This is a genomic window from Terrabacter sp. LjRoot27, from assembly GCF_964254175.1.
GTDB lineage: Bacteria > Actinomycetota > Actinomycetes > Actinomycetales > Dermatophilaceae > Terrabacter.
In genome coordinates this window covers 1,818,175-1,843,700 of sequence record NZ_CAXUSS020000001.1, presented here as the reverse complement: position 1 = coordinate 1,843,700, position 25,526 = coordinate 1,818,175, and the positions used below count along the sequence as shown (strand labels likewise).

Sequence of the window (25,526 nt, the reverse complement as noted above, 5' to 3'; positions counted from 1 at the left end):
ACCGTATGCCGTCGCGGCGCCACCGCCCCCGCCCGCGTGGCGGCTGCGTGGGAGCCCACCGGGCGGCATACCCTCACTGGTCGTGTCCCCCAACGATCGCTACGGCTCCGACGTGCTCAACGGCGACTGGCGTGCCCCACGGCGCGGCCGGTCGACCCCGACCCCGGCGGAGCCCGACCTCGTCGTCGAGGAGGTCGAGACCGGCTGGGTCGGCGCCGTCGTGCGTGTCGAGAAGGCGGGCGGCATGCACGTCGTCCACCTCGAGGACCGGCGCGGACGCACGAAGGCGTTCCCGCTCGGACCCGGCTTCCTCGTCGACGGTGCCCCGGTGACGCTCACTCCCCCGCAGGCCGCCGCCGGCACCGCCCTCGCCGAGGCGCGCCGTGCCGCGTCCCGCACCGCGAGCGGCTCGGTGGCCGTCGAGGGCGCCCGGGCACGCGTCGCGAGCGGGTCGAGGATCTACGTCGAGGGCCGCCACGACGCCGAGCTCGTCGAGAAGGTCTGGGGCGACGACCTGCGCGTCGAGGGCGTCGTCGTCGAGCTCATGGACGGCGTCGACGACCTCGCCGGCATCATCGCCGAGTTCCAGCCGGGGCCCGGGCGTCGCCTCGGCGTGCTCGTCGACCACCTCGTCCCCGGCACCAAGGAGGCCCGCATCGTCGCCCAGGCCCAGGCCCTGCCGGGCCTCTCGCAGCACGTGCGGATCCTCGGCCACCCCTACGTCGACGTGTGGCAGTCCGTGCGCCCGGAGCGGCTCGGCTGGCAGCGGTGGCCGGTCATCCCGCGCGGCACGTCGTGGAAGCACGGCATCTGCGCCGAGCTCGGCTGGGCCCACGCGAGCCAGGCCGACATCGCGAACGCGTGGAAGCGGATCCTCGGCACGGTGCGCACCTACGCCGACCTCGAGCCGACCCTGCTCGCGAGCGTCGAGGAGCTCATCGACTTCGTCACCGAGCCCGGCGCCTGACCGCCGGCCCGCGGCGCCTCACGGCGGCTCGCGGCGGCTCGCGGCGGCTCGCGGCGGCCGGGTCACTTCTTGAGGTAGCCCTGGACGTCGACGACGAGGTAGGACGCCGCGCTCGTGTGCACCGTGATCGACCCGTCGGCGCCGACGGGGACGACGACGGCGTTGACCCGGGTCCGTCCCGAGGCCACGGTGACGTTCGCGGGGCTCGGTCGGGTCGTGCCCGAGGCGTACGCCGTCACGGCGGTCGTCGCCGTCGGCGCGATCGGCGTCAGGGTGATGGACACGGCGGCCACACCGACGGTGGGCACCCCCGCGCGGCCGAGGACGGGGACCGAGACGGTCGAGCCCGCTGCGACGCGGCCCGTCGGGGCCCCGAGGCCGACGCGCGTGTCGAGCACTCTGGACGGGGCGACCGCGACATGGTCGCCGCCCGTCCGGAACCACCCGACGACGTCGACGAGCAGGTCGGTCTGCGCCGTCGAGTGGATGGTCACCTTTCCGCCGGTGCCGATCCGCGACACGACGACGCCCGTCATGCCGGCGTCCGCGTCGTAGCGCACGTGGGCCGTGGTCGGCCGGCCGGTCCCCGCCGGGTATGCCGTCAGCCAGCCACCCGCGCCGGGCGCGGCCGCCGAGACGGCGAGGACGACGGCGGACGCTCCCGTGCTCGGCACGATGCCGGCCCCGGCCACCGGGAGGTCGACGCTCCCGTTCGCGGGCACCCGGACCTGCGCGGTGCCCAGGCCGGTGCGCGTGTCGAGGACGCGGGTCGGCGTGACGGACACGAGGTGTCCGGTCGTGGGGTACCACCCGACGACCTCCGCGACGAGGTGCGTCGTCGCCGAGGTGTAGAGCCGGACCTTGCCGTCGGTGCCGAGCCGCGCCGGCACGAGCTCGCTGATCGTGCCCGCCGTCGTGAAGGTGACGCTCCGGGCGCCGGGCCGTGCCGCGCCGGACGGGTAGCTCGTGAGGTAGCCGGAGGCGGCGGGCGCGGTGACCGTGACGTTGAGGACGGCCGTGCCGACACCGCCGCTCGGGACACCGGCCCGGCCGCTGACCTGCACGGCGATCGACGTGCCTGCCGCCACCTTGGCCGCGGGCGCACCGAGTCCCGTGCGGGTGTCGAGCAGACGGGTCGGGCGGACGGGACGGTAGACGTCGGTGTCGACGACCGTCGCGCCCTGGTCCTTGAGGTGGATGAAGCCGTTGGGCCACTTGCCGCCGGCCCGCGTGACCTTGCGCCACTTGAAGTCGCCGCCCCAGTTGTCCTCGGACACGAGGATCTCGTCGGCCGAGACCACCTTCTCGACGTAGGCGACGTGTCCCGTCGAGGAGAAGGAGGTGTTCCACCAGGCGACCGAGCCGACGGCCGGGTCGTCGTTGGTCTGGCTCGGGAACGACGGGCCCCAGTTGTAGGCGTTGCCGGACAGGGAGGCGGGCTTGGTGTTCGGCAGGCCGTTCCTGACGAGGCGGTAGGCGACGTAGTTCGTGCAGTTGTGGCCGGTCGACTGCCGCCAGTAGCTCGTGGCGCTGTTCTCCTTGTAGCCCGAGTGCGGGTAGCCGGCCGACTGGCACGGGTCGTAGCCGGTGCACAGGACGATCCACTCGGCCGAGCGGGCCGGTCCCGCCAGACCGACCGTGCCGGCCGCACCGAGCAGCAGCGCGACCACCGCGAGGAGGAGGGCACCCGTGCGCGTGCGGGCGGGACGAGAGGTCCGCGCGGGCTCGCCGCCGGGTCCGGGGAGACGGGGCTCGGCCGTGAGGTCGCGCTCGAGTGGCATAGGGGTCTCCCGTGGTCGCCGTGGGTGCATTCGGCAATCTAGGACAATGGGGCCACACGATCACTGGTTTCCCAGAAATCCCATGCGACACGCGAGAGATCTACGTGCCCTCGGGTCACTCCTGTGTTAATGACACCGCTGTCATTCTCGGCCACAAGAGGCTCGCGAGGCCGCGCGCTCCCGCGGCCTCGCGACTACGACCCGTCCGCGCGACGCCGGCGGCCCGGGACGGCCACCCGGGCGATGACCTGCTCCTTGAGCGAGGTGAACGGTGGGCGCACCCAGACCGTCGTGTCGGGTCGGGTCGGCATCGAGAGCACGGCCTTGTCGTGCGAGAAGAGCGCGACCGACCGCTCCCCGTGGTAGGCGCCCATGCCGCTCGCCCCCACCCCACCGAAGGGCAGCCCCGGGACGGCGAGGTGCGCGAGGGGGATGTTGAAGCCGAGCGCGCCCGACGAGGTGTCGCGCACGAAGCGCTGGCGCACCTGGTCGGAGGTCGTGAAGACGTAGAGCGCGAGGGGCTTGTCCCGCCGGTTGACGACGTCGATGGCGGCATCGAGCCCGTCGACGGTGACCAGGGGCAGCACCGGCCCGAAGATCTCCTCGCGCATGACGAGCTCCCGCGGGTCGTCCGCGTCGTCGACCTCGACGACCGTCGGCTCGAGGTAGCGCGTGGACGCGTCGGAACGACCACCGGTGACGACCCGAGCCGGGTCGACCAGGGCCGTGAGCCGCTCGAAGTGGCGGCCGTCGACGATGCGGCCGTAGTCGGGCGACTCCGCCGGGTCGTCACCGAAGGCCTCTTGGATCGCTTGCACGAGAAGGGGTTTGAGGGCATCGAGAGTGGAGCGGCTCGCGAGGACGTAGTCGGGCGCCACGCACGTCTGGCCGGCGTTGGTGAACTTGCCCCACACGAGGCGGCGCGCGGTCACCTCGAGGTCGGCGTCGTCGGCGACGTAGGCCGGGGACTTGCCCCCGAGCTCGAGCGTCACCGGCGTCAGGTGCCGAGCAGCAGCCTCCAGGACGATGCGGCCGACGGCTCCGTTGCCGGTGTAGAAGATGTGGTCGAACCGCTCGGCGAGCAGCGCCGTCGTCTCCGGGACCGCGCCCTCGACGACGTGGACCGCCGAGGTGTCGAGGTGCTGGGGCAGCAGGCGCGCCAGCACCCGTGACGTCGCCGGGGCGACCTCACTCGGCTTGAGCACCACGGCGTTGCCGGCGGCGAGCGCACCGACGAGCGGGGCGAGGCACAGCTGGACCGGGTAGTTCCACGGCGCGATGACGAGGACGACACCGAGCGGCTCCCGCACGACCTTGGACCGGCCGGGGGCGAGCGAGACCGGCACCCGCACCCGGCGCGGGGCGGTCCACGCCCGGAGGTGTCGCAGCGTGTGGTCGATCTCGCGGACGACGAAACCCGTCTCGGTGACCCAGGCCTCGGTGGCGCCCTTGCCGAGGTCGGAGTGCAGCGCCTCGGCGAGCTCGCCCTCGTGGTCGACGAGCAGCGAGCGCAGGGCCCGCAGCTGGGCGACGCGCCATGCGCGCGGTTTGGTGACCCCGTCGTCGAAGGCGCGCCGGGCCGCGGCGACGACCTCGGCCGCCCGGGACACCGCCCCGTGGCTCGCGTGGGAGTCCGCCTCGTCACCGGCGGTCGTCGACAGGGTCTCGCTCATCGGGGCCTTTCTCGTCGAGGCCCCTCAGGAGGCGAGGAGCCGGTGCACCACCGTGTCCGCGAGCAGGCGCCCGCGCCGCGTCAGCACGAGACGGGAGTCCCGCACGACGGCCGTGCCGTCGAGCAGGCCGTCGGCGATGAGGCCGGCCACGGCGGTGCGACCCGATCCTCGCAGATCGGAGACCGGCAGTCCCTCGACGAGGCGTGTGCCGAGCAGCACACGCTCGTCGTAGCGCTGGTCGTCGGTGAGGGTCTCACGCGCCTGGGCCGGCGACTCCCCCGCACCCAGCCGGGCGGCATACGCACTCGGGTGCTTGACGTTCCACCACCGAAGCCCCCCGACGTGACTGTGCGCGCCCGGGCCCACGCCCCACCAGTTCGTGCCGGACCAGTAGGCGACGTTGTGGCGGCACCGGGTCTGCTCCGACCGCGCCCAGTTGCTCACCTCGTACCACCCGAAGCCCGCGGCCGAGAGCAGCTCGTCGGCGAGCTCGTACTTGTCGGCCTCGTCGTCGTCCTCGGGCGGGGGCACGACGCCGCGACGCACCTGGGCCGCGAGCTTGGTGCCGTCCTCGACGACGAGCGCGTAGGCCGAGATGTGGTCGGGATCGAGCGCGACGGCGGCCTCGAGGCTGCGGCGCCAGTCGGCGAGCGACTCCCCCGGCGTGCCGTAGATGAGGTCGACGCTCACCTGCATGCCGGCCGCCTTCGTGGCCGCGACGGCCCGCGCGACGTTGTCGGGGTCGTGGGTGCGCTCGAGCGTGCGGAGCACGTGGGGCACCGCCGACTGCATGCCGACCGAGACCCGCGTGAAGCCGCCGTCGGCGAGCTCGCGCAGGGAGTCGGGCGTCACGGAGTCGGGGTTGGCCTCCGTCGTGACCTCCGCGTCGGCCGCCAGGCCGAACCGCGTGCGTATGCCGTCCAGCACGGTCACGAGGTCGGCGGACCTCAGCATCGTCGGGGTACCACCACCGACGAACACCGTTGACACTGCTGGCGCTTCGTCCCCGAGCACGCGGCGCGCGAGATCGAGCTCACGGATGGCGGCGTCGGCGTACGTGTCGATGCCGATGCTCGCGCCCGGGCCACCGAGCTCGGTGAGCGTGTACGTGTTGAAGTCGCAGTAGCCGCAGCGGACCGTGCAGAACGGGACGTGGACGTAGACGCCGAGGTCGGCGCTCGCGAGATCGGCCAGGGCCGCGGAGGGCAGCTCACCCGTGCTGGGAGCGGGGTCGCCGTCGGGGAGGGCGGAGGGCGGCATACGCCCATTGTCCCAGCCCCGGAGGCATGTCCCGTCCACCCCCTCGGTCGTACGCTGCGGTCATGCCAGAGAGTCCGTCGCAGCGACGGAGGGCCGCTCGTCTCCTCCTCGGCGTCGCCGTGCTCGTGCTCTGCCTCGTCATCGTGCTGCCCGTGGTCGCCGAACACGTGTTCGTCGAGGGAAACCGCCCCGGGCGGCTGCCCACACCGACCCCCGTCGCCGCCCCGACGTGCTCGCCGCCACCGCTCCCGCCGACGACCTACCCGACCTTCACGTCGGCACCGGACGCCTCAGTGGCGCAGGGCGCGTCCTGGTCCGCCGTCGTGCGCACGACGTGCGGCAACCTGACCATGCGGCTGGACGGGACGCGCGCCCCGCGCAGCGTCGCCTCGTTCGTCACGCTGGCAGAGGCCGGCTACTGGACCGACAGCGTCTGCCACCGGCTCACCTCGCGCCAGGCGCCGACGAAGCTCCTCCAGTGCGGCGACCCGACGGGCCGCAGCACGGCCGACCCCGGCTACGACCTGCCGCTCGAGAACGTCCCGGCCGGCCGCACCTACCGGGTCGGGGACGTCGGGATGGCCCGCGGGGACGGCTTCCCTGGCACGGCGGGTGAGTTCTTCGTCGTCCACGAGGACTTCACGGTGCCGGCAGGCGCACCCGTCTACTCCCTCATCGGGAGGGTGACCTCGGGGCAGGAGGTCGTGCAGCAGGTCGCGAGCCGCGGCGGCGAGGACACCCGGCCCGACGGGCCGCCGTTCCAGTCGGTCAGCGTGCTCTCCGTCGACGTCGCCCGGAGATGACCCCGCGCGGGAGCGTCAGCGGTCGAGCTGGTCGAGGCGGTCGGCGAGGAAGCGTCCCTCGTCGTCGAAGTCGAAGCTGAAGCTCGACGCGAAGGCCTGCTGGGTCCACGAGCCGTCGGGGTGCTCGAGGTCGGACCGGCTGCGCACCGCGGTGAGGTCGTGCCCACGCAGGGCGGAGATGAGGTACTCGTTGCGAGCCGTGTAGGCGTCGGGCCCGAGGGCGAAGACGCGCTTCGGCGTCGTGCAGAAGGCCAGCGAGAAGAGGCCGCTGCCGGCGAAGCCCGCGATCGTCCCGGCGGCGCGGAAGAGCGCCACCTGCTCGGCGAGCGGGTGGTCCTCGGGGTGCACGACCTCGAAACCCCTCGCCACGAAGAACGCCTCGACCTCGGCGACGTTGTGGCACGACCGCTTGAGCGAGGGGCGGCGCGAGACGAAGATCCGCTCGGGCCGGCGACGCCGCTCGGCCGAGACAACGACGTGGTCACCGACGCGGTCCCAGAGCTGCGCCATGGCGGGGTGGACGAATCGAGGCAGCGAGAACATGCCGGTCGCGGTGTAGAGCCGCTCGGGCCGGCAGGGTGCCGTGAAGACGTGCACGTCGTCGGGGGTGATGCCGAACGCGCCGAGGATGTCGATCTCGAAGGGAGCGAGCACGGCCGGCTCGCGGTCGTGCTGCAGCGTCAGGAGCACCTTGACGTCCGGCTCCAGCGCGCGGACCCGTTCCCAGGCCCAGAGCCGGCTCAGCTGCTCGGTCATGAGGTGGCCGAAGTGCCCGGGCCACTCGGAGTCGAGGTGGAACCACGCCCCGGGCAGCTCGTCCGGCGAGCTGATGTCGCGCCGCACCGTCCCGAAGCGCGGGGCGCGTTCGACGACGTAGACGTTGGCGATCCGCTCCATCCAGCTCTGCCGGAAGGTCTCGGGGAAGAGGACGTCGTCCCGGGTCACGATCTGCCCGCGCGAGCACGTCGGCGCGTCGTAGCGCCGCAGGACCATCTCGGGCACGGTCAGCCGGGACTGGACGTAGGGATCGGCGACCCGGTTGACGTCGTAGGCGCACGTCGCGGTCCACGTGACGGCGGGCAGCGCATCGAGCCGCTCCCCCAGCTCGGGACGTCCCGCGAGGACCGTGTCGACCTCCTCCTCACGCAGCTTCGGGGCGACGCGGACGCCGTTGACGACGCGGAGGACCTTGCTGTGGACGTGGACCTGCTCGAGCGAGCGACCGAGCCCCTCGACGTCCCGGTAGGCGGGCGCCTCGAACCGCTCGTCGTGGAAGTCGCGCGTGCGGGCCTCCTGGGCTGCGGCCACCAGGCCCCACAGGTCGCCGGCGTAGGCAGGTTCCGGCGGCAGGTTCTCGTTGGGCAGGGCGTCGTCGACCGCGATCCGGGTGCCGCCGTCCGAGGCGGTCAGCGATGCGGCCTGACGCTGCGCGAGGGACTCCCCGGGGCTCGCGGAGGCCACGGCGTCCTCGAGCGGGTGCGGGACGAGACGACGAGCGACGTACTCGCCCCCCTGGCGCAGGTGCATGAACACCCGCTCGAAGAGCAGGGCCTGGTCGTTGCCGTTCTCGTCGGAGGCGTCGACGACGAGGTCGAAGGGCCCTTCGACGGTGAGCCGCGCGTGGGTCTTCGAGGCGTCGTCGGGCAGCTGCACCGTCGACACGCGCAGCAGGGGCCACTGGGCCGCCAGGATCGTCGACCACGGTGCGGCGTCGGGTCCACCCACCACGAGCACGGCACCGTCCGTGCGCCCGCGCAGGGCGGTGACGACGACCTCCATCGCGGCGAGGTGGGGACGCACGTCGGCCCATCGTTGCTGGTCGGCCCGCCGGACCAGCTCGCTCGCCGGATGCACCGGAGGCTCCCCCACGACGGGGTCGGCGGCATCACCGTCCGGTAGGCGTGTGGCTGGCACAGGGGACATCCAAGCACGCCCGCACCCACCCGGACGCCAGGACGGGTCTCTTGTCGGAGAGCTCGCAGGACGCGCTCAGCCCGAGTGCGTCGTGACGCCGTAGCGGGCCCGGGAGGCGAGCGCCCACCTCGCGGCGGGGACCGACACCAGGGCGATGACGACCATGAAGGCCGCCAGGACGAGCCAGCCCGTCTCACCGAGGTCGACGCACAGGTAGGTGACGACGGGCGGGGCGACGACGGCGAGCACGCTGAAGCCGAGTCCGGCGAAGCCCTGGTACTGGCCTTGCCGTTCGTGCGGAGCGAGCCCCATCTGCAGCCCCCACTGACCACCGGAGCCGATCATCTCGCCGACGACGTGCACGAGCGAGCCGGCGACGAGGGCAGCGATAGCGAGCCACATCGAGCCGCGGTCGGCGAGGGCGACGATCGCGAAGCCGGCTGCGATCCACCACGCCCCTCGCACGAGCGCCCGGGCGCCGGCCACGACCGAGTCGGCCCGGCGCGAGAGCCGGACCTGGAAGAGCGCGACGGCGGCGGTGTTGATGACGAGCAGGACGGCCACCATGACCGTGGGGGCCGACGTGTGGGCCGAGACGTAGAGGGCCAGCCCGAGCTCCATGACGAAGAAGTGCAGCGAGAAGAGCCCGGTGATGACGGTGATGACGACGTAGGGCCAGTCCCGGATGACCGCCAGACGTGGCTCGCCGGCGGCTCGCTCGTGCGGGGCGAGGTCCGGCAGGCGCGTCGAGTTCCAGGCCGCAAGGCCGGTGAAGAGGGCGTTGAGCACGAAGACGGTGACGTAGGCCCACCGCTCGTCGATGATGAGCGCGGCGCCCCCGAACACCGACCCGAGACCGAGCGCGGTGTTCGTCACGGCGCGGAGATAGGCCTTGAAGAGCACGCCACGCCCGCCGGTGGCGAGCTGGGCGATGACGCCCTGGTTGACCGCGCCGGCCCCGCGCTCGAAGAACGCGAGGACGCCGAGCAGCAGCGCGAGCATCCACGGGGTCGTGGCCAGGACCGGCGGCGCGCTGAAGACGGCGGCCCCGACCATGAACGCCGTGAGCACCTGGCGGGGGCCGCGGGTGTCGCCGAGGTGGCCCGCCGGCACCTGGACGACGATGCCGACCACGGCCGACACCGACATCGCGAGCGCCACCTCGGTGGCGCTGAAGCCGACCTGGCGGGTGAAGTAGAGGGCGCTCGTCGTCAGGACGGCCCCGGCGCCGAACCGGTTGGCGAACGAGCCCAGCGCGAGGATGCGCAGGTCACGGTCCACCGGGATGCCGCGGTGGGTCAGCGGTCGGGTCGTCGTCGACGTCATGGCACTCTCTCTCGTCCCCGCACTTATCTCGACGTCAAGATATATGGCGCTGGGCACATCGGTGCAACTCGTTTTCGGCCGTCGCATATGGTGCTGGGGTGTACAGCCCCAACTGGATCGAGCTCGACGGCGTCGTCAACATGCGTGACCTGGGAGGCATGGTGACAGCCGACGGCGACACCGTCCGGCCCCGTCGGCTGCTGCGCTCCGACAACCTCCAGGACCTCACCCCGGGCTCCGTCGACGCCCTCGTCAACCGCTACGGCGTCAGCGACGTCGTGGACCTGCGCACCGACGTCGAGGTCGCCAAGGAGGGCGACGGCCCGCTCCGCACGCTGGACGGCATACGTCACCACCACCACACGCTCTACCGCGAGGACACGACGGAGTCCGGCATCCCGGCCGCGGAGCGCGCCCTGCCCTGGGAGACCGACGAGCGCCGAGACGCCGCAGCCGCAGCGGCCGCCGCGCGGGGCGAGGGCCACGGCCCCAGCCACGACCAGTTCTGGTCGGAGCACTACCTCAGCTACCTCGCGAGCCGTCCCGACTCGGTCGTGGCGGCCCTGCACGCCATCGCGACGAGCGAGGGCGCCGCGGTCGTGCACTGCGCCGCCGGCAAGGACCGCACCGGCACCGTCGTCGGACTCGCGCTCAAGGTCGTCGGGGTGCCCGACGACCTCGTCGTCGCCGACTACGCGGCGTCGGCCGAGCGCGTCGCCGCGATCATGGAGCGGCTGCGCGCCAAGGAGGCCTACGCCGCCAACCTCAAGGACAAGACGGTGGCCCAGCAGTCGCCGACCACCGACACGATGCGCCTGCTGCTCGCCGCGCTCGACGAGCGCTACGGCGGTCCGATGGGCTGGCTCGACGCCCAGGGCTGGACGGCGGCCGACACGGAGCGCCTGCGCCGCAAGCTCCTCGAGGCCTGAGAGCCGCGACCCGGGGTCGCGGGCAGAGCCGTCAGCCGCGAGGGCTGACGTAGAGGTGGATCGTGCCCTCGACCGTCACGACACCGTCGGCCCGGGTGGCCGTGACGCGCACCGGCACCTCCGCCCGCCCGTCGCGCCACACCTGCGGGTCGGTCTCGGCCGTGCACGTGAGGTCGGACGTGGACTTCGCGAGGTAACGCACCTCCATGCCGCGCGGGATCCAGCGATGGGTGGGCGGGATGCTCGCCTCGGCCAGCAGTCCCATCGCCGCCTCGAGACCGTTGCAGGCCGCGATGGCGTGGACCGTGCCGATGTGGTTGTGCACCCGGCGCCGCTTGGGCACCACGACGACGGCCCGGTCGGGCGCCACGTCGACGACCCTCGGACGCACCGTGGCGAAGTAGGGCGCCGCGGCCGTGAACGCCCGGGCGAAGACCCGCTTGCCGAAGGGACGGTGCTCGAGACGGCGGTAGAGCGCGTAGGCGTTCGTCATGCCGGTCAGGTTACCGACAGGTAACCCTGTCGTCACCGGACACCCACGGTGACGTACGCCGTATGCCGTCCGCTCCCGAGCGCACGCGAGCGCCCCCGAGCGCACCGGAGGGCTGCGGCCTCGGCTACTTCTTCTTGTCGCCCTTGTCGCCGTCGCTCGAGAGGGCAGCGACGAAGGCCTCCTGCGGCACCTCGACCCGTCCGACCATCTTCATGCGCTTCTTGCCCTCCTTCTGCTTCTCGAGGAGCTTGCGCTTGCGGCTGATGTCGCCGCCGTAGCACTTGGCGAGCACGTCCTTGCGGATGGCGCGGATGTTCTCGCGGGCGATGATGCGCGACCCGATGGCGGCCTGGATCGGGACCTCGAACTGCTGGCGCGGGATGAGGTCCTTGAGCTTGCTCGCCATCATGACGCCGTAGGCGTACGCCTTGTCCTTGTGGACGATCGCCGAGAACGCGTCGACGGTCTCGCCCTGGAGCAGGATCTCGACCTTGACGAGGTCGGCGACCTGCTCGCCGTCGGGCTCGTAGTCGAGCGAGGCGTACCCGCGGGTGCGCGACTTCAGCTGGTCGAAGAAGTCGAAGACGATCTCGGCGAGCGGCAGCGTGTAGCGCATCTCGACACGGTCCTCGGAGAGGTAGTCCATGCCGCGGAGGTTGCCGCGCTTCTGCTGGCACAGCTCCATGATCGCGCCGACGAACTCCGACGGCGCGAGGATCGTGGCGCGCACGACCGGCTCGCTCACCTCGCGGATCTTGCCGTCGGGGTACTCGCTCGGGTTGGTCACGTGGACGGACTTGCCGTCGTCCATCGTGACGTCGTAGACGACGTTGGGCTGGGTCGAGATGAGGTCGAGGTCGAACTCGCGCTCGAGCCGCTCACGGACGATCTCGAGGTGCAGCAGGCCGAGGAAGCCGACGCGGAAGCCGAAGCCCAGCGCTGCCGACGTCTCTGGCTCGTAGACGAGCGCGGCGTCGTTGAGCTTGAGCTTGTCGAGCGCGTCGCGCAGGTCCGGGTAGTCCGAGCCGTCGATGGGATAGAGGCCGGAGAAGACCATCGGCTTGGGGTCGCGGTAGCCGCCGAGGTCCTTCGTCGCCGGCTTGCTCGCGTTGGTCACCGTGTCGCCGACGCGCGACTGGCGCACGTCCTTGACCCCGGTGATGAGGTAGCCGACCTCGCCGACGCCGAGGCCCTTGCCGGGGACCGGCTCGGGGCTGATGACGCCGATCTCGAGGAGCTCGTGGGTGGCCCGGGTCGACATCATGACGATCTTCTCGCGCGGGCTGAGGTTGCCGTCGACGACGCGGACGTAGGTCACGACGCCGCGGTACGTGTCGTAGACCGAGTCGAAGATCATCGCGCGTGCCGGGGCGTCGGGGTCACCCACCGGGGCCGGCAGGGTGCGGACGATCTTGTCGAGCAGCGGCTCGACGCCCGCGCCGGTCTTGCCGGAGACCCGGAGGCAGTCCTCGGGCTCGCAGCCGATGAGCTTGGCCAGCTCCTCGGCGTACTTCTCCGGCTGGGCCGCGGGCAGGTCGATCTTGTTGAGGACCGGGATGATCGAGAGGTCGTTCTCCATCGCGAGGTAGAGGTTCGCGAGAGTCTGCGCCTCGATGCCCTGGGCGGCGTCGACGAGGAGCACGGCACCCTCGCACGCGGCGAGCGACCGGGACACCTCGTAGGTGAAGTCGACGTGCCCCGGGGTGTCGATCATGTTGAGGGCGTACGTCGTGCCGTCGAGCTCCCACGGCATCCGCACGGCCTGGCTCTTGATCGTGATGCCGCGCTCGCGCTCGATGTCCATGCGGTCGAGGTACTGCGCGCGCATGGCGCGCGCGTCGACGACGCCGGTCAGCTGCAGCATGCGGTCGGCCAGCGTGGACTTGCCGTGGTCGATGTGCGCGATGATGCAGAAGTTGCGGATCAGGTCCGGCGGCGTTGCGTTGGGTGCCAACGCGGAGCGGGCCATGGGCGACACGTGGGACGAACCTCGCAGAGTCAGGGTGACGGGGATGGTGCTGGTCGGTGGGCGGGCGGGCTCGAGTCGCTCGGATCGCTCGGATCGCTCGGGGTGCCGCCGCAGCCAGCACAGTGTCCCATGCTTTGGGGTCCCGGCGCTCACGCCCTCACGGCCCGCGCCCACCACCGCCCCGGGTCGTGACGCACAATGGCGGCCATGCGCGCCCAACCCATGCAGGTCCTGCCCGTGGCCCCCGGGTCGCACCTGCCGCTGCGCCGTCACGTGCGGCACCCTCGGGAGATCGTGACGCTCGTCGTCGCCATCATCGCCTCGCTGCTCCTGCTCCTGGCGGCCATCGCCGAGGTGTCGGCCGCCGTCGACGAGCAGCGCACGCCCGACGTCTACGCGCTCGCGCTCGTCTTCGCCCCGATCCTCGTCTGGTTCGCGCGGGGGCAGCTGTGGGCGCAGCAGCGGCTCAACGGCATCAAGCTGACCCCCGAGCAGTTCCCCGAGGCGTACGCGATGCTCGTCGACGCCGCAGGCCGGTCCGGACTCTCCTACGTGCCGGACGCGTACGTCGTGCTCGGCAACGGTGTCATCAACGCGGCGGCATCCGGACACGGGTTCCGTCGCTTCGTCTTCATCCACAGCGACCTCCTCGAGGTCGGCGGCGCGGCCCGAGAGCCCGACGCGCTGCGGTTCGTCATCGCCCACGAGGTCGGCCACATCGCCGCCGGCCACGTCAGCTACTGGCGGATCCTCGGCACGTTCGCCTCGCAGTGGATCCCGCTCGTCGGGTCGACCCTGAGCCGGGCCCAGGAGTACACCGCCGACAACTACGGCCACGCGCTCGCACCCCAGGGCGCCCGGTCGGCGATGGCGACCCTCGCCGGGGGCAAGTACCTGGGCCGGTCGGTCGACGTCGACGCGATGGCCGACCGCGCCGTCACCGAGCCGGGCTTGTTCGTCTGGGTCGCGAACGCCGCGGCGAGCCACCCGGTGCTGCTGTGGCGCATGCACGCCCTGCGCGACCGGCGCCGTCCGGGACGGCTGCTCTGGCGCCCGAGGGAGCCGTGGCTGTGGGGCGCTCCGGCCGCGCCCGGCGCGTACGCCCTCCCCGCGATGGTCGGGTTCTCGCCCACGCCACTCCCCGAGGCGGTGCCGAGCCGGGAGGTGACGCAGGGCGTCCCGGTCGACGCCCTGTCGAACGGTGTTCCCGCCGTTCGACGTGGGAGTGAGGGCGTCCCCGCGCCCTACCCCGACGCGACGGCCCCGACGACGCCGCCGCCGAACCGAGAGGACGAGCGATGGAGACCCTGATCGAGCGGGCCGACGGACGCGACGACGGCGAGGACTGGACCGAGAACTACGAGGAGCTGCCCGGAGGTGCGGGCATCAGCATCATCCTCGAGTCGACGACGCGCGAGGGCGTGGGACCCCGCCTGCACCGGCATCCCTACGCCGAGACCTTCATCATCCGGCGGGGGTCGGCGACCTTCACGGTCGGGACGGAAGAGGTCCTCGGACACGCCGGTCAGGTGCTCGTCGTGCCGGCTGGCACACCGCACCGGTTCCGCACGGGGCCGGGCGGCTACGAAGCGGTCCACATCCACGCCAGTGACCGCTTCGTCACCGACTGGCTCGAGTGAGCGACCCCGGCCGTCAGGCGTTCGTCGTGGCCGACACGACGGCAGCGGGCTCGACCTGACGGTCGGAGCCCGGCGCTGCGGCGCGGGACCGGCGCTCGAGCACCGCCGAGAGCACGGCCACGCCGACACCCAGCACGGCGAGACCGGCACCCACGAGACTCGGCGCCCCGTAGCCCCAGCCAGCGGCGAGCACGATCGAGCCGAGCCAGGCGCCGAGGGCGTTCGCGGTGTTGAGCGTCGAGTGGTTGAGCGCGGCCGCGAGCGACTGCCCCTCGTGCGCGACGTCCATGAGGCGCGTCTGGAGCAGCGGCACGACGATCGAGGGCAGCAGGCCCAGGACGAAGACCATGACGACCGCGAGCCAGAGGATCTGGGCGGCCCACCCGAAGAGGGCGAGGAGCACGGCGATGGCGGCCAGAGCCCCGATGATGCCCCTGAGCACGCCGACGCGGTTGGCGACGCGGCCGCTGAGCACCATGCCGGCGACCATGCCGACGCCGTAGGCCGCGAGCACCCAGGGGATGTAGCGCTCGTCGAGCCCCGCGAGCTCGGTCATGGTCGGCGTGATGAAGGAGTACATCGCGAACATGCCGCCGAAGCCGACGACGCCGATGAGGAGCGCGAGCCACACCTGGGGCCGACGCAGCGCCTGCATCTCGGCGCGCATCGACTCCTCACCGCTCGGCGGCTGGTGCGGCAGGAAGAACGCGATGGCCACGACCGTCAAGGCCGCGATGGCGCCGACGAGGACGTAGGGCAGGTGCCACGAGAAGCGCTGCCCGAGCAGGGTCGCGAGGGGCACGCCGACGACGTTGGCGACGCCCAGGCCGCCGAGGATGGCGGCGACGGCCGCGGTGCGGCGCTGGTGCGACACGAGGGAGGCGGCGACGACCGAGCCGATGCCGAAGAAGGCACCGTGCGGCATACCGGCGAGGAACCGGGCGGCCATGACGGTCGGGTACGTGTTCGCCGCGAGGATGGCGAGGTGCGCGACGGCGAAGAAGGCCATGAGCCCCATGAGCAGGCCCTTGCGCGGCGCCTTGGCGAAGGCGATGGCGATGATCGGGGCACCGACCACCACGCCGAGGGCGTAGGCGGAGACGTAGTGACCCGCGGTGGCGATGCCGACCCCGGTCCCGTCGGCGATCTGGGGCAGCAGGCCCATCGTCACGAACTCCGTCGTGCCGATGGCGAAGCCGCCGACCGCGATGGCGAGGATGGCGAGGGTCGTGCGGCGTGCTGCGGGACTCACAGGGCTCTCCGGGTTCGGTCGTCGGTCGGCGTCCACGGGGTGGCGCGGGAAGGCGTGGTGCGGATCGCCGTCGACCCGGTCTCGGACCTCAACGGTAACGGTGGCGCGGCTACGGTGATTCCCATGTCCAGCACCCTCGATCGCCTGCTCGGTCGCCTGCGCGGCCTCGTGCGGGCCACGTCCTCAACGACCCGCACCCGTCCACCGGCCGGTCGCAGCCCGGTGCCGCCGGGTGCCCCCGCGGCGCCTCCGGGTGCCACGAAGCCCTACCCCGGTGACGCGACACGCGTGCCCGACGCGACGTACGCGCCGCGCCCGGACGGACGGCCCGACCCGGGTGAGATCGTCTGGACCTGGGTGCCCTACGAGGAGGACCACACCCAGGGCAAGGACCGTCCCGTGCTCGTCATCGGTCGCGACGGCGACTGGCTCGTGGCGCTGCCCCTGACGAGCAAGGACCACGACCGCGACGAGCAGCAGGAGCGGCGCTCCGGCCGCGAGTGGGTCGACATAGGCTCCGGCGCGTGGGACGGCCGCGGACGCCCGAGCGAGGTGCGGGTCAACCGGCTCGTCCGCGTCGACCCCGACGGGGTGCGCCGCGAGGGAGCCGTGCTCCCGCGGGACCGCTACGACGAGGTCGTGGCCGCCGCGCGCGCCCACCACGGCTGAGACGCAGATCGGGCCCGTCACCACGAGGTGACGGGCCCGCTCACGCGCGAGGGTGGTGCGTCAGAGCGACGCGACCTTCTTCGCCAGGGCCGACTTCTTGTTGGCGGCCTGGTTCTGGTGGATGACACCCTTGCTGACAGCCTTGTCGAGCTTCTTCGAGGCGGTCTTGAGGGCCTCGGCAGCAGCGTCCTTGTCGCCGGAGGCCGTGGCCTCGCGGACCTTGCGGACCCACGTGCGAAGCTCGCTCTTGACGGCCTTGTTGCGCTCGGTGCGCGTCGCGTTCGTCTTGATGCGCTTGAGCTGCGACTTGATGTTTGCCACGTTGATGGTTTCTTTCGTTCGGTCGGATGGTTGCCGTTAGAGGGCGGCAAAGCTGCTCGGGACCGGGCGTGGGGACACCCTGCGTGAGCGGCTCTGGATGGTGCATGCATGCGCGCACGACCTGAGCGCGCACGCAAGGGACAAAGTTACCAGCGGCCGGTGCGCTCGACCAAACCGGAGGTATGCCGTCCGCCGCGGTCCGCGCGGACGCCCGGCGGGGGCGCGCTCAGCGGGCGGCCCGCGCCCGGGAGATGGTGAGGATGGCCCGCTCGACGGCGTAGACGGGGTCGCGGCCGCCACCCTTGACCTCGAAGTCGGCGGCGGCCACGGCCTGCACGGCGACGGCGAGGCCGGCGGCGGTCCAGTGGCCGACGGCGCGGCGGGCCTTGTCGATCTGCCAGGGAGCCATGCCGAGGCTCTTGGCGAGCTGGGCCGAGCTGCCCCGGCCGGCCGCACCGACCTTGATGAGCTGGCGCAGCTGGGAGGCGATGACGGCGACGATCGGGACGGGGTCGACGCCGGTGGCGATGGCGTGCCGGAGCAGGCGCAGCGCCTCGCCCGAGTGCCCGGCGATCGTCGCGTCGGCGACCCGGAAGCCGGTGGCCTCGACCTTGCCCCCGTGGTAGGTGTCGACGACGGCGTCGTCGATCGTGCCCTCGGTGTCGGAGACGAGCTGCGAGCAGGCGGCGGCGAGCTCGCGGACGTCCTTGCCCACGGCCTCGATGAGCGCCCGCACGCCCTCGCTCGTGATCTTGCGCCGGGCCGCCGAGAACTCCTTCATGACGAAGTCGGTCTTGTCGCGGTCGGTCTTGACGGCCGGGCACTCGATGACGCGGGCGCCGGCCTTCTTCATCGTGTCGAGGACCTTCTTGCCCTTCACCCCTCCTCCGTGCGCGACGACGAGGCCGACGTCGGGGTCGGGGGCCGCGAGCAGCGCGAGCAGGTCGAGCTGGAGCTCGTCGGGTGACTCGTGCAGGTCGCGCACGACGATCGTCTTGGTGCCGCCGAAGAGCGAGGGGCTGGCGTGCATCTGCAGGGCCCCGGACTCGTAGGTGGCGGCCTCGATGCGGATCACCTCGACGTCGGCCTCCCTGGCACCGGCGAGGACGCCGGCGACGGCCCGCTCGACGAGGACGCCCTCGGGGCCGGTCACGAGCACGAAGGGAAGGATGGCCGGGTCGGTCATGGCCCAACTCTGTCATGCCCGGGCGACAGTCCCGTCAGTCGAAGAGAGCACCTGAGGCGATGGTGAGCCCGAGCTGCTCGACCCGGGCCGCGATCGTCTCCTCGGGCAGCTCGAAGTGGTCGACGAGCTCGTCGAGCTGCATGCCGGCCTCGGCTGCGTCACGCAGCTCCTCGTCCTGCTCGTCCGTCCACGCGTGGCCGGACGTGACCGCGCTGCGCGACGAGACCGGAGCCGGTGGGGCCACCGCGACCGGCCGCGGGTGCTCGGTGCCGTCGGCGTCGGACCGGGCGCCCGTGAGCGAGCGCAGGGCGGGCTCCTCGACGGCGACGGGTGGCGGCGCCATCGCGTCGAGCCGGGCGAGCGCCGCGAGCACCATCGTCTTGTCGGTCGTCGGGTAGAAGGGCGGCAGCGAGCGCTGGAGGAAGCCGGCATACCTCGCCGTCATCATCCGGGAGTCGAGGAAGGCCACGACGCCGCGGTCGTCGGCCCGGCGCACGAGACGCCCGGCGCCCTGCGCGAGGCGGAGCGCGGCGTGCGTGGCCGACACCGCCATGAAGCCGTTGCCGCCCATCCGCGCGATGGCCTGCGACCGGGCCGACGCGAGCGGGTCGTCGGGGCGCGGGAACGGGATGCGGTCGATGATGACGAGCTGGCACGACGAGCCCGGCACGTCGACGCCCTGCCACAGCGTCAGGGTGCCGAAGAGACAGGTGCGCGGGTCGCGCGCGAACTGGCGCACGAGGGTCGTGATCTGGTCCTCCCCCTGGCAGAGGACCGGGATGTCGTCGCCGAAGCGGGCGCGCATGACCTCGGCGGCCGTCTGGGCCGCGCGCATCGAGGAGAAGAGGCCGAGCGTGCGCCCGCCCGCGGCACGCACGAGCTCCTCGATCTCGTCGAGCGTGTCGTCGCCGGCGCCGTCGCGACCCGGCGGCGGCAGGTGCGCGGCGACGTAGGCGATGGCCTGCTTGGGGTAGTCGAAGGGACTGCCGACGTCGAGGCCCTGCCACTTCGGAGCGCCGTCGCCGCGAAGCCCGATGGTCCCGGCCACGGCGTCGAACGAGCCTCCGAGCTCGAGCGTCGCCGACGTCAGGACGACGGTCCGCTCCTCGAAGACCTTGTCGCGCACGAGCATCGCGACGCTCATCGGCGCGACGCGCAGGACGGGACCCCGGCGCTGGTCGCGGTTCAGCCAGACGACGTCGAGCTCGCGCTCCTCGAGGATGCGCTCGGCGTTCTCGTGGACCTCGTCGACGGCCGCGCGCGCCACCTGGCGGGCTCCGTCGGCCTCCTGGCCCGGGGGTGGCTTGAGGTCGCTCTGGACGGTGCGCGCGGTGTCGCGGACCCGGGCGAGGGCGAGCCCGACGGAGTCGGGGACGCCGAGCATCCGGCCCTCCTCGAGCGGCTCGAGCGCGAGGGCGAGCATCTCCCCCGCCTCGTCGAGGGCGGCGGTGTTCTCGGACATCCGGCCGGCCTTCTTGGCGGCCGTCATGACCATCGTGCCGGTCAGCTCGTCGGTGATCGTCGCGGTGACGCGGTCGACGAGCTCGTGCGCCTCGTCGACGACGAGCACGTCGTGCTCGGGCAGCATCTGCCGGCCCTCGAAGGAGTCGATGGCCATGAACGAGTGGTTCGTGACGATGACGTCGACGTCCTTGGCGGCCTCGCGGGCGCGCTCGACGAAGCACTCGGCGACGAGCGGGCACTTGCCACCCATGCACTCGTGCGCCGAGACCGAGACCTGCCGCCACGCGCGCTCGGAGACGCCGGGGACGAGCTCGTCGCGGTCGCCCGAGTCGGTCGTGCTCGCCCACTCGCGCAGCCGGACGACCTCCTGGCCGAGACGCCCGACGGCGGCGTCGACCTGGCCGACCGACAGCAGCCCGTCCTCGTCGTCGGGGAAACCACCCTCGAGCTTGTTGAGGCACACGTAGTTGCGCCGGCCCTTGACGAGGGCGTAGGTCGGTCGACGCCCGAGCACCGGTGCGAGCGCGTCGGCGACGCGCGGCATGTCGCGGTCGACGATCTGCGCCTGCAGCGCCAGGGTCGCGGTCGCGACGACGGCCGGCTTGCCCGCCTCGAAGGCGTGCGCGACGGCGGGCACGAGGTAGGCGAGCGACTTGCCGGTGCCGGTCCCTGCCTGGACGAGCAGGTGCTCGCCGCCGTCGATGGCGTGGGCGACGGCCTTGGCCATCTCGACCTGCCCGGGACGCTCGGCGCCGCCGACCCCCGACACCGCGGCGTGGAGGAGGTCGTCGAGCGCGGGTCGCTGAGGCATTGGATCAGCGTATGCCGCAGGGGTGACCTGCTGTGCCACCCGTCCCCCGCCCGCGCGCGACGCGTGGTCCGGCGTGCCCTCGATGGTCTGGCACTCACTCGCGACTCGGCGACTCGGCGACTCGGCGACTCGGCGACTCGGCGACTCGGCGACTCGGCGACTCGGCGACCCGGCGACTCAGCGACCCGGCGACTCAGTGGCTTCGGGCCCAGCGTTCGCCGAGCTCGGCTCCCGTCGGCGCGGTCGCGTCGAGCACAGAGGGCCCGGGCGCCCGGAGCGCGTCGAGGTGCAGGCCGAGGTAGCGGCGCCGGAGGGCGGCGGTCCGCTCGGGGTCCTCGACGCGCACGGCCGTCAGCTGTTCGAGGAGCATCGGGACGTCCGCCGCCTCCACGTCGGGGCGCAGCCGACCGGCAGCCTGCGCCCGGCGCACCAGGGCGTCGACGAGCCCACCGCTGCGCGCGGCCAGGTCCCGCAGCTCGCCCGTCGACCTGAACGTGCCGGCGAGCCGGACCGTCAGGGCGTGGACGTCGGCCTCGACCACGCGGCGCAGGAACGTCTCGAAGGACGACCAGGCGTCGCCGTCGTCGGCGAGTGACTGCTCGGCCAGCTCCACGAAACGACGAAGCCCGTCCCCGCACACCTGCTGGAGCAGCTCGTCACGGCCGGCATAGCGGCGGTACAGGCCGCCGACGCCGACGCCGGCAGCCTGCGCCACGGCGGCCATGGACGCCTCCGGGTCACGAAGCAGCGTCGCGCGTGCCGCCTCGAGGATCGCCGTGTCGTTGCGCGCGGCCTCGGCCTGGCGGCCTCGTCGGGGACGGGCCCGTTCGGCGTGAGTGCTGGGCTCCTGCGGGCGGTCGCTGGTCATCCGCCGACGGTAGCACTTGAACGGAACGCTTCGTTCCGTTATCTTGGTCGGAACGCATCATTCCGATAGAGAGGTCACCCCATGGACGCCGCCCCGACCGCCTGGACCATCCTCGACACCGCGCACACCGCCCTGCGGGACACCGTGTCCGCGGTCCGCACCGACCAGTGGGACGGTCCCACGCCGTGCACCGAGTGGACCGTGGCACAGGTGCTGCAGCACGCCGCCGGCGACCAACAGGCCTACGCCGCGGTCCTCGGCGAAGGCGACTTCCCGGCATACGACCCCTTCTCCCCCACCGGCGCTCTCGAGGCCGACGCTCCCGACCTGCTCGACCCGCCGCTCGCGGCCGCCCGGCTCGCCTTCTCGCGCGTCGACGCCGCAGACCCCGCCGTCCCCGTGCCGCTGCCGCAGGGACGGCTGGCCGCCCCGGTCGCCGTCGGCGCCAGCGCGCTGGACGCAGCCGTGCACGCCTGGGACATCGCCGTCGGGACCGGGCAGCCGTCCCCGGTGGACGCCGTGCTGGCCGAGCAGCTGCATGCCGTGGCCCTCGAGATCGTCGAGCCGCTGCGCGGGTTCGCCTACGCCGCAGCGCTTCCCGGCGACGACGGGGACGCCGTCGACCGTCTGCTGCGCTACCTCGGGCGCGATCCCCGCTGGTCCCCCACGCGCTGAGGCGAGCCGATCGCCGTCGGTGCTGGGACGCACGTCACCACAGCTCGTCCGGCGATCCCGTTGTGCGCAGGCAGGTGCGGGAGTTGTATCGAGGTATGAGCGCACCCCTGCCCACCGACCTCGACATCGCGAACGCGGCGACCCTGCGTCCGCTCGTCGACGTCGCCGCCGACCTCGGCGTGACCCCCGACCACCTCGAGCCGTGGGGGCGTGACGTCGCGAAGATCGACCTCGCCGTCCTCGACGAGCCACCGCACCAGCCGGACGCGAAGTACGTCGTCGTCACGGCGATCACGCCCACCCCGCTCGGCGAGGGGAAGACGACGACCTCGGTCGGGCTCGCCCAGGCGCTCCAGCGGCTCGACAAGCGCGCTGCGGTCGCCCTGCGCCAGCCGTCGATGGGTCCGACCTTCGGGATCAAGGGCGGTGCGGCCGGCGGCGGCTACAGCCAGGTCGTGCCGATGGAGCGGCTCAACCTGCACCTCACGGGTGACTTCCACGCCGTGACGTCGGCCCACAACCTGCTCGCCGCGATGATCGACAACCACCTGCACCACGGCAACGCGCTCGGGCTCGACGTCCGCAACATCACGTGGCGCCGGGTCCTCGACGTCAACGACAGGGCCCTGCGCAACGTCGTCATCGGGCTCGGCGCCCGCCAGGACGGGGTGGCCCGCGAGACGGGGTTCGACATCACCGCCGCGAGCGAGGTCATGGTCCTGCTCACCCTCGCGACCTCGCTGCGCGACCTGCGCGAGCGACTCGGCCGGATCGTCGTCGGCTACACGACCGAGGGCAAGGGCGTCAGCGCCGACGACCTGCACGCGGCCGGGGCCATGACGGCGATGCTCGCGGACGCCCTCAAGCCCAACCTGCTCCAGACGCTCGAGGGCGGCCCGGCCATCATCCACTGCGGACCGTTCGGCAACATCGCGACGGGCACCTCCTCCGTCACGGCAGACCTCATCGCCATGCGCGGCAGCGACTACGCCATCACCGAGGCCGGCTTCGGTGCCGACATGGGCGCCGAGCGCTTCTTCGACGTCAAGTGCCGGGTCAGCGGCCTCAAGCCCGACGTCGCCGTCATCGTGGCGACGGTCCGTGCCCTCAAGACCCATTCGGGCAGGTATGCCGTCAAGGCCGGGAAGCCCCTGCCCGCGGGCCTGCTCAAGGAGAGTCCCAAGGACGTCGAGGCCGGGCTGGCCAACCTGCGCAAGCACATCGAGATCGTGCGGCGCTTCGGCGTGCAGCCCGTCGTCGCGATCAACGCCTTCCCGGACGACCACGACTCGGAGCACGCGGTGATCCGTCGCTTCTGCAACAGCCTGGGGGTGCGCTCTGCGGTGACCCGCCATGTCGCCGAGGGGGGAGCCGGCGCGCTCGAGCTCGCCCAGGTCGTCATCGAGGCCGCGCACGAGCCGACGAGCTTCGAGTTCCTCTACCCCCTCGACCTGCCACTCGAGCAGAAGATCGAGGCCATCGCCACGCAGATCTACGGCGCCGACGGCATCGACGTGAGCCCGGCGGCGGCGAGGGCGCTCAAGGACTACGAGCGCCTCGGCTACGGCGGGCTGCCCGTCGTCATCGCCAAGACGCACCTGTCGATCTCGTCCGACCCGTCGCTGCGCGGGGCGCCGCGCGGGTGGCGGATGCCGGTGCGCGAGGTCAGGGCCGCGGTCGGCGCCGGCTACGTCTACGCGGTCTGCGGCGACATGCGGACCATGCCCGGCCTGCCGACCTCCCCCAACGCCGAGCGCATCGACATCAGCGAGGACGGCTCCGTCACCGGCCTGTCGTGACCGTCCGACCCGATCCGGTCCATCGGCTCACGCCGTCATCAGCGCCCACAGCGCGCCACCCACGATGACGAGGGCCAGGGCACAGCGCCACTGGTCGACGCGTGACAGGCCGGCCGCGACATCGGCGTCGTAGCCCCGCCCGAGCCGTCCGTGCCGTGGGGCTGCACCCACGGCGGTCAGCACGAGGATGACACCGAACGCGCCGGCGGCGACCCACACGCTGAGCGATGCCGGACCGCTCGACAGCACCCAGGCCACCGACAGCAGCACGGCTCCGTAGGTGATGGCGACGAGCGGCACGATCCGGCGGCCGTGCGCGGCATGGCGCCGGGCCCAGTCGTGGTCGTCGCGGAGCAGCGCCGGGTAGACGAGCGCCGTGACCGTGACCTGGAACCCGGCGTGGACCGCAGCGGCAGCGGTGAGGGCGACGAGCGGGGCATCGACGCTCACGACAGCGGAGTCCCGTCGACGCGCCGCGCCATCGCGACGTCGTCGCGGTAGTCGCTCGCGCTGAGTCGAAGGCCGCGTGGCACCCGACCGACCTCGGTCCAGCCCGCGCGGACGTAGAACTCCCCCAGACCGAGACCGTCGCGGTAGTCGAGGCGCAGCAGCTCGACCCACGGCAGCTCGCGTCGGGCGATGCCGACCATGCCACCGAGGAGGATGCGGCCGAGGTTGCGCCCCTGGGCGGCCGGGTCGACCATGAGCCGCTTCAGCCCGGCGACGTGGTCGTAGGGGAAGCCTCTCGAGTGCTCCCAGAGGCCGACCCCGAGCAGGGCCCCGGCGGGCTCCCTGAGCACGCAGAGCAGGGAGCGCCGCTCGTGCACGTCGTCGAGGTGCCGGTCGAGGGCGGTCGCCACGTCGCGTCGGGCTGCACCCGGCAGGAAGCCGACCGAGCCACCGGCGTCGTTGACGCGCACCCAGAGGTCGACAACGGCCTCCCGGAGCCCGGCGTCCACGGCCTCGCGCGGCACGGACACGACGCTCGGCGCCACGAAGTACGGCATCGGCTCGCCGTCCGGCTCGCCCTTCATCCGGCGGGTGCCCACCTGGACGAGTCCTGCGGAGACCGCCGTGCGCATCGACGCGGTGTTGACCGCGTCGACCATGGCCGTCACGAGGGCGTCCGGGCGGTGCTCGACTCCCCACGCGACGACGGTGCGGGAGATCTCCCGCCCCAGACCCGCGCCGAGCCGGTCGTGTGCCAGCCGGTAGTAGAGGTTGAGGGAAGAGCGGTCGGAGTCCTTGTGCCGCAAGCCCGCCCACCCGACGACCTCACCGGTCGCGCGGTCGACGACGGCGGCATACCCCAGCTCGTCGCGCTCCCAGTCGGCGAGGTCGGCCTCGAGCCTCTCGCGGCACCGCTCGGGGCTGGGCATGCTCGAGGGCGAGTGGGCGTACGTGCGTGGGTCGGTGTGGAGGCGCACGTAGTCGTCGAGGTCGTCGGCCCGAGGACGGCGCAGGACGAGCCGGTCGGTCGTCAGCCACACGGCCCCGTCGTCGGCGGGAGCGGTCACGGCGCCTGTCGCTCGGGCGCGCGCGTCTCACAGGCGGCCAGCGGCGCGCCGTCGCAGCAGGGCTCGATGTAGAGGCACTTCGGGCAGCGGTTGTGCGCCTGCTCGGCGTACATCTGGGTGCCGCAGTAGGGGCACGGGATCTCGAGGGCCATGCTCCTCATCCTCCCCGACGCCCCCGACGGCCAGGGACCGACATGCCGAAGGGCCCC

General features: G+C 72.6%; 23 protein-coding genes. 8 read left to right on the top strand and 15 right to left on the bottom strand.

The features are described 5' to 3' along the window. Nucleotides 1–76: 76 nt before the first annotated feature. Nucleotides 77–967, top strand: a complete 891-nt coding sequence (locus tag ACSQ2D_RS08575) for a DUF3097 domain-containing protein (protein ID WP_435987836.1) — start codon at nt 77–79, stop codon at nt 965–967. A 62-nt stretch (nt 968–1,029) separates the two neighbouring features. Here ACSQ2D_RS08575 and ACSQ2D_RS08570 read toward each other — a convergent pair whose 3' ends face one another. From ACSQ2D_RS08570 to hemW, 3 genes are all read right to left on the bottom strand, one after another. Then, nucleotides 1,030–2,748, bottom strand: coding sequence for a CHAP domain-containing protein (locus tag ACSQ2D_RS08570; protein WP_435985532.1), 1,719 nt, complete (start codon nt 2,746–2,748; stop codon nt 1,030–1,032). 194 nt (nt 2,749–2,942) lie between these two features. After that, nucleotides 2,943–4,421, bottom strand: coding sequence for an aldehyde dehydrogenase family protein (locus tag ACSQ2D_RS08565; protein ID WP_435985531.1), 1,479 nt, complete (start codon nt 4,419–4,421; stop codon nt 2,943–2,945). Between the two features lie 24 nt (nt 4,422–4,445). After that, nucleotides 4,446–5,681 (bottom strand): radical SAM family heme chaperone HemW, encoded by a 1,236-nt coding sequence (gene hemW, locus ACSQ2D_RS08560; RefSeq protein ID WP_435985530.1) that lies wholly within the window; start codon nt 5,679–5,681, stop codon nt 4,446–4,448. A 62-nt stretch (nt 5,682–5,743) separates the two neighbouring features. On the opposite strand from hemW, the gene ACSQ2D_RS08555 reads away from it, so the two are divergent. Then, the gene (locus tag ACSQ2D_RS08555; protein WP_435985529.1) at nt 5,744–6,484 is read left to right on the top strand and encodes a peptidylprolyl isomerase; all 741 of its coding nucleotides are present in this window, start codon (nt 5,744–5,746) and stop codon (nt 6,482–6,484) included. 15 nt (nt 6,485–6,499) lie between these two features. Here the strand turns inward: ACSQ2D_RS08555 and ACSQ2D_RS08550 are convergent, their stop codons facing one another. Together ACSQ2D_RS08550 and ACSQ2D_RS08545 are read right to left on the bottom strand one after the other, a co-directional pair. Further along, nucleotides 6,500–8,284 carry a glycosyltransferase family 61 protein gene (locus tag ACSQ2D_RS08550; protein WP_435985528.1) on the bottom strand — a complete coding sequence of 595 codons (1,785 nt, stop codon included), beginning with the start codon at nt 8,282–8,284 and terminating at the stop codon, nt 6,500–6,502. Nucleotides 8,285–8,473: 189 nt separating this feature from the next. Further along, complete coding sequence (locus ACSQ2D_RS08545; protein WP_435985527.1) at nt 8,474–9,724, bottom strand: MFS transporter; 1,251 nt, start codon at nt 9,722–9,724, stop codon at nt 8,474–8,476. A gap of 98 nt (nt 9,725–9,822) precedes the next feature. Here ACSQ2D_RS08545 and ACSQ2D_RS08540 point away from each other — a divergent pair, with 98 nt between their 5' ends. Further along, on the top strand, nt 9,823–10,653 hold the full coding sequence (locus tag ACSQ2D_RS08540) for a tyrosine-protein phosphatase (protein WP_435985526.1): 831 nt from the start codon (nt 9,823–9,825) through the stop codon (nt 10,651–10,653). A 31-nt stretch (nt 10,654–10,684) separates the two neighbouring features. On the opposite strand, the gene ACSQ2D_RS08535 is transcribed toward ACSQ2D_RS08540, so the two are convergent. Both ACSQ2D_RS08535 and lepA read right to left on the bottom strand, forming a co-directional pair. After that, nucleotides 10,685–11,146, bottom strand: a complete 462-nt coding sequence (locus ACSQ2D_RS08535; RefSeq protein WP_435985525.1) for a hotdog fold domain-containing protein — start codon at nt 11,144–11,146, stop codon at nt 10,685–10,687. Between the two features lie 124 nt (nt 11,147–11,270). Beyond that, nucleotides 11,271–13,115, bottom strand: a complete 1,845-nt coding sequence (lepA, locus tag ACSQ2D_RS08530; RefSeq protein WP_435987835.1) for a translation elongation factor 4 — start codon at nt 13,113–13,115, stop codon at nt 11,271–11,273. Between the two features lie 207 nt (nt 13,116–13,322). Here lepA and ACSQ2D_RS08525 point away from each other — a divergent pair, with 207 nt between their 5' ends. After that, the gene (locus tag ACSQ2D_RS08525; protein WP_435985524.1) at nt 13,323–14,426 is read left to right on the top strand and encodes a M48 family metallopeptidase; all 1,104 of its coding nucleotides are present in this window, start codon (nt 13,323–13,325) and stop codon (nt 14,424–14,426) included. Beyond that, a complete protein-coding gene (locus tag ACSQ2D_RS08520) occupies nt 14,414–14,755 on the top strand; it encodes a cupin domain-containing protein (RefSeq protein ID WP_435985523.1) in 342 nt (113 codons plus the stop codon). Before ACSQ2D_RS08525 ends, ACSQ2D_RS08520 begins: the two co-directional genes overlap by 13 nt. Before the next feature lie 13 nt (nt 14,756–14,768). Here ACSQ2D_RS08520 and ACSQ2D_RS08515 read toward each other — a convergent pair whose 3' ends face one another. Next, entirely contained in the window at nt 14,769–16,007 is a 1,239-nt protein-coding gene (locus ACSQ2D_RS08515) for an MFS transporter (protein ID WP_435985522.1), read from the bottom strand. A 123-nt stretch (nt 16,008–16,130) separates the two neighbouring features. On the opposite strand from ACSQ2D_RS08515, the gene ACSQ2D_RS08510 reads away from it, so the two are divergent. Then, nucleotides 16,131–16,676 carry a type II toxin-antitoxin system PemK/MazF family toxin gene (locus ACSQ2D_RS08510; protein WP_435985521.1) on the top strand — a complete coding sequence of 182 codons (546 nt, stop codon included), beginning with the start codon at nt 16,131–16,133 and terminating at the stop codon, nt 16,674–16,676. Between the two features lie 60 nt (nt 16,677–16,736). Here ACSQ2D_RS08510 and rpsT read toward each other — a convergent pair whose 3' ends face one another. The 4 genes from rpsT to ACSQ2D_RS08490 all read right to left on the bottom strand — a co-directional run bounded on the left by rpsT (nt 16,737) and on the right by ACSQ2D_RS08490 (nt 21,326). Beyond that, nucleotides 16,737–16,997: a 30S ribosomal protein S20 gene (rpsT, locus tag ACSQ2D_RS08505; protein ID WP_020142594.1), complete on the bottom strand. Its 261-nt coding sequence runs from the start codon at nt 16,995–16,997 to the stop codon at nt 16,737–16,739. A 226-nt stretch (nt 16,998–17,223) separates the two neighbouring features. Next, nucleotides 17,224–18,183, bottom strand: a complete 960-nt coding sequence (gene holA, locus ACSQ2D_RS08500) for a DNA polymerase III subunit delta (protein WP_435985520.1) — start codon at nt 18,181–18,183, stop codon at nt 17,224–17,226. A 34-nt stretch (nt 18,184–18,217) separates the two neighbouring features. Further along, nucleotides 18,218–20,458 (bottom strand): ATP-dependent DNA helicase, encoded by a 2,241-nt coding sequence (locus ACSQ2D_RS08495; protein WP_435985519.1) that lies wholly within the window; start codon nt 20,456–20,458, stop codon nt 18,218–18,220. Between the two features lie 193 nt (nt 20,459–20,651). Beyond that, a complete protein-coding gene (locus ACSQ2D_RS08490; RefSeq protein ID WP_435985518.1) occupies nt 20,652–21,326 on the bottom strand; it encodes a TetR family transcriptional regulator in 675 nt (224 codons plus the stop codon). An 81-nt stretch (nt 21,327–21,407) separates the two neighbouring features. Between ACSQ2D_RS08490 and ACSQ2D_RS08485 the strand changes: the two genes are divergently transcribed. Together ACSQ2D_RS08485 and ACSQ2D_RS08480 are read left to right on the top strand one after the other, a co-directional pair. Next, nucleotides 21,408–22,001, top strand: a complete 594-nt coding sequence (locus tag ACSQ2D_RS08485) for a TIGR03086 family metal-binding protein (RefSeq protein WP_435985517.1) — start codon at nt 21,408–21,410, stop codon at nt 21,999–22,001. Between the two features lie 95 nt (nt 22,002–22,096). Continuing rightward, nucleotides 22,097–23,800, top strand: a complete 1,704-nt coding sequence (locus tag ACSQ2D_RS08480) for a formate--tetrahydrofolate ligase (protein WP_435985516.1) — start codon at nt 22,097–22,099, stop codon at nt 23,798–23,800. A 27-nt stretch (nt 23,801–23,827) separates the two neighbouring features. Here ACSQ2D_RS08480 and ACSQ2D_RS08475 read toward each other — a convergent pair whose 3' ends face one another. From ACSQ2D_RS08475 to ACSQ2D_RS08465, 3 genes are read right to left on the bottom strand one after another with little or no spacing between them, the layout of a single operon-like run. Continuing rightward, nucleotides 23,828–24,250 (bottom strand): hypothetical protein, encoded by a 423-nt coding sequence (locus ACSQ2D_RS08475; protein WP_435985515.1) that lies wholly within the window; start codon nt 24,248–24,250, stop codon nt 23,828–23,830. Then, the gene (locus tag ACSQ2D_RS08470) at nt 24,247–25,317 is read right to left on the bottom strand and encodes a GNAT family N-acetyltransferase (RefSeq protein ID WP_435985514.1); all 1,071 of its coding nucleotides are present in this window, start codon (nt 25,315–25,317) and stop codon (nt 24,247–24,249) included. The genes ACSQ2D_RS08475 and ACSQ2D_RS08470 overlap by 4 nt, the downstream gene beginning before the upstream one ends. Then, on the bottom strand, nt 25,314–25,469 hold the full coding sequence (locus ACSQ2D_RS08465) for a hypothetical protein (protein ID WP_020142601.1): 156 nt from the start codon (nt 25,467–25,469) through the stop codon (nt 25,314–25,316). Before ACSQ2D_RS08465 ends, ACSQ2D_RS08470 begins: the two co-directional genes overlap by 4 nt. Nucleotides 25,470–25,526: the final 57 nt, after the last annotated feature.